This window comes from Mycobacterium sp. (assembly GCF_049278535.1).
Taxonomy (GTDB): Bacteria; Actinomycetota; Actinomycetes; order Mycobacteriales; family Mycobacteriaceae; genus Mycobacterium.
Map to the genome: position 1 here is coordinate 21,310 of NZ_JBAPMI010000264.1, position 6,000 is coordinate 27,309.

The following is a 6,000-nucleotide window of genomic DNA, read 5'->3' on the forward strand; positions in this document are numbered from 1 at the left end:
TCCACTGGGCCGGCTCTCCACATGGCCGGCGGTAAATGGCACACTGTTTGGGTCAGACGAACCCGGGGACCCGATTTGGGCCACGAGGATCGACCCGACCACAACTAGGGACAATGATGTCTGAACAGACTGTTTATGGCGCTCATTCTTCGCTGCCCGACAACGCTGCGCCGCGGGCCAAGACTCGCGTTCACCACCTGCAGAAAATGAAGGCCGAAGGCCACAAGTGGGCGATGCTCACGGCCTACGACTACTCCACTGCCCGCGTCTTCGACGACGCCGGCATCCCGGTGCTGCTGGTCGGTGATTCGGCCGCCAATGTCGTCTACGGCTACGACACCACCGTGCCCGTCTCAGTTGACGAGTTGATTCCGCTGGTGCGTGGCGTCGTGCGCGGTGCACCGCACGCTCTTGTGGTCGCCGACTTGCCGTTCGGCAGCTACGAGGCCGGGCCCGCTGCGGCGCTCGACGCCGCGATCCGGTTCATGAAGGAAGCCGGCGCACACGCCGTCAAGCTGGAAGGTGGCGAGCGTGTCGCCGAGCAGATCGCCGCGCTGACCACCGCCGGCATCCCTGTCATGGCGCACATCGGCTTCACCCCGCAAAGCGTCAACACCCTCGGCGGTTTCCGGGTGCAGGGTCGCGGCGATGCGGCCGAGCAGACCATCCACGACGCGATCGCGGTTGCCGAGGCCGGTGCCTTCGCCGTGGTGATGGAGATGGTGCCCGCCGAGTTGGCCACCCAGATCACCGGCAAGCTGACGATTCCCACGGTCGGGATCGGCGCCGGCCGCAACTGCGACGCCCAGGTGCTGGTCTGGCAGGACATGGCCGGACTCACGAACGGCAAGACGGCCAAGTTCGTCAAGCGGTTCGGCGACGTCGGGGGCGAATTGCATCGCGCGGCAACGCAGTACGCGGATGAAGTCGCATCGGGAACCTTCCCCGACGACGATCACAGCTTCTGAGCGCCGGGTTTAATCGGCACCGCGGCGTGGCACGCTAGCGAGGATGTCCACCGACGGCCCGTCCCGCTACCTCGAAGTTGAGCGCAAGTTCGACGTCGACGAGTCCACGCAGCCACCAACTTTCGATGAGATCGCGGATGTCGTCCGGGTCGAGCACGCCGCGACGCAGTCATTGGACGCGGTGTACTTCGATACCCCGGCCCGCGAACTGGCGCTCAACAGGATCACGTTGCGCCGCCGCACCGGGGGCCTCGACGCGGGTTGGCATCTGAAACTGCCGGCCGGCCCCGATGCGCGCACCGAAGTGCGGGCGCCCCTGGAAGCCACCGACGGCAGCTCTGTGCCGACCGAGTTGCTGGATGTGGTGCTGGCCATCGTCCGGGACCGCCCGGTCAGCCCGGTAGCCCGAATCAGCACAACCCGGCAGGTCCGCCTGCTGCGCGGCGCGGACGACGCCGTGCTCGCCGAATTCTGCGACGACCAGGTCACCGCGGGACAGGGTGCCGACGGGACTACCCACGAGCAGCGGTGGCGTGAATGGGAGCTCGAACTCGTTGGCTCCGATGCGAATCCCGGGTTGATGGACAGGCTGTGCGACCGCTTGCTGGACGCCGGCGCGCGCCCGGCCGGCCACGGTTCCAAGCTGGCCCGGGTACTCGATACGCCGTCGAAGGATTTACCTTCGCAGCCGCTGCACCGGGCACTGGCCGAACAGATCGGCGAGCTGCTGGTGTGGGACCGCGCCGTGCGGGCCGAGGCCGACGACGCCGTGCACCAGATGCGGGTGACCGCACGCAAGATCCGCAGCCTGCTTCAGGCGGCGCCGGATTCCTTCGGCCTGGCTGACGATGCGCCTATCGTCGACGAGCTACGCGAACTCGGCAACGTGCTGGGGGTAGCCCGCGACGCCGAGGTCTTGGCCGACCGCTACCGCACCGCCCTGGACGATGTGCCGCCGGAGCTGGTCCGTGGACCCATCCGGCAACGGCTGGTCGGCGGCGCCGAACACCGCTACCTGTCCGGGCTCCGGCATGCGTTGGCCGCGTTGCGCTTACCGCGGTACTTCCGCCTGCTCGACGACCTGGACGCACTGGTCGGCGAAGCCCCGCCTGCTGGTCGCGAGCCTGCGCCGGTGACCGTCGCCGCCGCCGGCAAAAAGGTCCACAAAGCGGCGAAGGCGGCGCGACGGGCTGCCGGCGGAGCCGACCGTGACGACGCGATACACCGAATCCGTAAGCGCGCCAAGCGACTTCGCTATACCGCGGATGCGACCGGCGCGAAGAAGGTGTCCAAGCGGGCGAAGAAACTGCAGTCGCTGCTCGGGGATCATCAGGACAGCGTTGTCAGCCGCGAGCACCTGCTGCAGCAGGCTCAGGCCGCTCAGGCCGCCGGCGAAGACACCTTCACCTACGGGCTGCTTTACCAGCGGGAAGCCGAACTCGCACGCGAATCCCGCCGACACCTCCGGCCGAAGCTGAGCAAGCTCTATAAAGCCCTGCGCAAGCTGTCGGGCTGAATCGACAGGGCGGACGAGTTAGCCTGTAAGCCGTTTCAGGGCGTTTGCTAGCGCACGCCCTGTTGGCTGCGCGACAAACGTGCAGGTCAGTGCGTCGACTCTGATGGCTGACGAAACTTGCGAGAAATTCTGCTGCGGACTGGCCGCGGACTGGCGACGGCCAATCGAACACGCTGGCGAGCAAACATCAAGCTACGTATCCCGCCCACAGGCGGATGCCTCAACAACTCTTCATGTTGTGTCGTTCGTGGTCGCTGGAGTTGGCAAGCGTCGGGTCGCTGCCCAAGGTGTCCGCACAGTGACACGCCGTGAGGGATCAGCCCGAGATAGCGTCGGCCCGTGAGTCGAGCCCGAAGACGTGCACGGTGGCAGACTTTCCCTTGAGCGTGTGGGCACCCCGGTCGATGAGTCCGGGCGGTCGAGTAAGGAGGGCGTCGACGGTCTGCTGGGTGAGAAGGATTACGTTGCCGGTGGTCTTGGTGAGCTGCTCGACACGGGCCGCGACGTTGACGGTGTCACCGATCAGAGTGAACTCCAGCTTGCCCCCGCCGCCGATAGTGCCTGCGATCACCACACCGGTGTTGATCCCGATGCCGATGCGCAGCGCGCCGTCGAATCGTTCGGCGACCAGGCGGTGAATCAGAAGGCCGGCGGATACGGCGGCGTCGGCGTGATCTGCGAGGTCGTTGGGTGCGCCGAAGACGGCCAGCGCGCCGTCGCCGAGGAACTTGTTGACGTGCCCCCCGGCGTCGACGACGGCGGGCACGACGATCTCGAACAGGGCGTTGAGGCGGGCGACGGTGTCTTCGGCCGAGTTCGCTTCCGCGAACGGGGTGAAGTCACGGATGTCGACGAACATCACGCTCACCTGGCGGCGTTCGCCAGAAAAGATATCATCGCCCTGTTCGAGCAGCCGCGCCGCCAGTGCGGGGTCGACGTAAGTACCGAACGCGGCCTGAAGTCGTTGCCGCTCAGCCAAACCCGCCTGCATCCGGTTGAACGACGCCGCCAGCGCACCCAGGTCGTCGTCTTGATACACGGGCAAGCGTTGGCTGTAGTCACCGGCCGCCACCCGTTCCGTTCCTTTGGCGAGATCGCGTAGGGGTCGCAGCGACGGGGAGAACGCGAGGCCGACGGTCCCTGGCACCGCGTAGCCAAGCGTCAACGCACATCCGATCACGACGGCGAGCACGGGGACAGACGCGGCCTTATAGAACGCGGCCGCTAGCAGCGCGCCCATAAGCGCGAATGAGAACGCGACCGCGATCACCGACATGTTCGACCACGCGGCAAAGGTCGGGCGAGCGCGGGGCAGGGAGTCACCGAGCCCCGTGTCGCCGACGATGGCGAGCCTGGCTGGCCGCAGGATTGCTTCCACGGTGCTGTGCACAGTGATCAGCAGGACCGCCGTCCCATAGGCGGCACCCAGGATCGCGTATTGGATGAGCCGCCACCCAGTCGCCCCGGCGGTGGCGCCGACGACGACCAGGAGTAGAGCAATCACAACAGCGTTGCCGCCCACTACTCTGGCAACCGCCCGCCGAGCCCAGCTGTAGGTGGCATCCAGGGCTGTCGCCGGGTCGACCGCCTGACCGGCTGCCCAGCGTTCCACGACGCGGATCGAGCCTAGGCCGGGAAGACTCATCACGTACGCGAGTACCAACACGGCGAGAACGGTGACGGCGGCCGCCTCGGCGTAGAGGTCGGACTTCTCGGAAGCGACAACGACCAACGACGGGACGAGGTAGATCGGCAGATATACGGGGAACGTGACCGCATAGATCGCCCATGAGTATCTCGCTCCATACCGATCCCACGCCCACTGCCAGATGCGATCCATGCCTGAGACTAAACGTCAGGCACCGAAAACGACCTCCGGTCGGCCGTGAGTTGATGTTCGACTGTCCTCAGAGAGGCGACGACATCGGCGGGATCGCCGTGCACATCGGCGCCCGAGTCAGGACTCCACTTCGAGGATCGCGGCGCTCACGCGCTCAAGGGCGTGCCAGGCGAGTAGCACCTCTTCGCCGTCGCGGCGCCGTAGTGGGCGACTGATCCGGCGGCGGGGTTACCAGCCGCGTCACCACGACCTTCCTTTTACCGAACTGCTGCACGCCGCGTTTCGCGCACACCTTCGGTGCCTCGTTCATCTGCGTGCACCTCTCGTCGGTGCCTTGGATCGCGCCTCGCTGCGCTGCGGTGCTACCTCAACTGCCCAGCCCGAGGCGATCCACTCGCGGGCCACAACGTCGTCTACATCGGCAGTGACGCCCGACGACCAACACTGACCGCCGTGGCACACCTGATACGGCTCAACAACATTCACCTTCACGAGGTCAGCTCCCCAACCCGGTGACGACACACACGGCTGTAGGCCTGGTCACGCCGATCGTAGTGCGTTCCTCACATCTGAATTGTATTGCGTTCGTCTGAAACTCGTTGTCGCCGTACGGGTTCGTCATCATTTGCAACGCCAGCCGGGTCCACGCCCAACCGCGATAGTGGTGTCCAACACGACCGCGGTGTCGACCGGGATCTTGGTATTCGTCAACACCGGCATTCCGAAGATGTTGTCGACTGCCCCAACGTCTTCGGAGCGGCACGGGCCGACGCTGGATGGCCCGCTTGGGCAGTAACTTGCGGCACAACTCCGCCGAGCGGTACAGCTTGCGGCTTTGGGGTTGTGGGCAGTTCGCTCACGGTTCATCATCATCAACTATGGAGGCCTTACCCAGGTTGCTCAACGGTCTCTGGCTGCCGCTGGCAACAGCGACAAAACGAGGACCGGACATAGGCGGAACTCAAATACTGCAGATGGTGACCGTCGTGTTGGGTCTGGTTGGCGGCGCGGTGTGCTACTTCGTCCTCAGCACGCTCGTAGAGCCACGGCTGAGGCGGTACTTGGAGCGCAAGTTCGGCGTCACTATCTGCGTCGGCCAGATTCTTAAGTTTTGGCACATAGAAGGCGGTTCCCCGGCGACCACGTTCGCCGTAGGACTGCTGTGGTGGCCGTGTGCATTGGTCGAGTTGGCGGGATTTATCGTCCCATTTTTCCTTCTGTATGCCCTGGCGGAGCGGATATGAGTGAGCGCGGCCGAGGTGGCTTCTTTAGTTGGGTGGGAGGGGTGCTCGGTCCGCTCTTGCTCGTGGGCCTCGGGTTGTTCGCGATCGGCAACGGAACGTACCTGTGGTGGGTTGGGCAGTCCGGCATCGCGGCTCAAGTCAAGATCTTGGCGGGCTGCCACAGCCCTGTAGGCAGCCACAGTATTACTTGCCCCGCAGCGTGGATTCAAGCCGATGGAACACAACGAACGGTGACCGTCCACGGCGATAATCGCGGTGTCGCCTATGGCAAGACCGTGGACGTCCACATTCGTGGCGACCAGGCATATCCGAAAGGGGAATCGGCCTGGGGGCCAGCCGGGATTCCCATCGGAATTGTGCTCGCCGGCCTTGGAGTGTGGATCTTATTGCCCAGCCGTCGCCGAAAACGCGACCAAGGGTCCCCCAGCCTCA

Annotated in this window: 5 protein-coding genes; 4 read left to right on the top strand and 1 reads right to left on the bottom strand. The window is 65.2% G+C overall.

The genetic code is table 11. From position 1 onward, the window contains the following. The first annotated feature begins 116 nt into the window (after positions 1–116). Both panB and WAO18_RS17755 read left to right on the top strand, forming a co-directional pair. Positions 117–968 (top strand): 3-methyl-2-oxobutanoate hydroxymethyltransferase, encoded by an 852-nt coding sequence (gene panB / locus WAO18_RS17750; RefSeq protein WP_422207544.1) that lies wholly within the window; start codon positions 117–119, stop codon positions 966–968. A 43-nt stretch (positions 969–1,011) separates the two neighbouring features. Next, on the top strand, positions 1,012–2,484 hold the full coding sequence (locus WAO18_RS17755) for a CHAD domain-containing protein (RefSeq protein WP_422207545.1): 1,473 nt from the start codon (positions 1,012–1,014) through the stop codon (positions 2,482–2,484). Between the two features lie 316 nt (positions 2,485–2,800). Here the strand turns inward: WAO18_RS17755 and WAO18_RS17760 are convergent, their stop codons facing one another. Continuing rightward, positions 2,801–4,324 (bottom strand): adenylate/guanylate cyclase domain-containing protein, encoded by a 1,524-nt coding sequence (locus tag WAO18_RS17760; protein WP_422207546.1) that lies wholly within the window; start codon positions 4,322–4,324, stop codon positions 2,801–2,803. Positions 4,325–5,301: 977 nt separating this feature from the next. Between WAO18_RS17760 and WAO18_RS17765 the strand changes: the two genes are divergently transcribed. Together WAO18_RS17765 and WAO18_RS17770 are read left to right on the top strand one after the other, a co-directional pair. Continuing rightward, on the top strand, positions 5,302–5,568 hold the full coding sequence (locus tag WAO18_RS17765) for a hypothetical protein (RefSeq protein WP_422207547.1): 267 nt from the start codon (positions 5,302–5,304) through the stop codon (positions 5,566–5,568). After that, the coding region (locus tag WAO18_RS17770; RefSeq protein WP_422207548.1) for a hypothetical protein at positions 5,565–6,000 on the top strand (436 nt) is incomplete at its 3' end. The genes WAO18_RS17765 and WAO18_RS17770, both read left to right, overlap by 4 nt.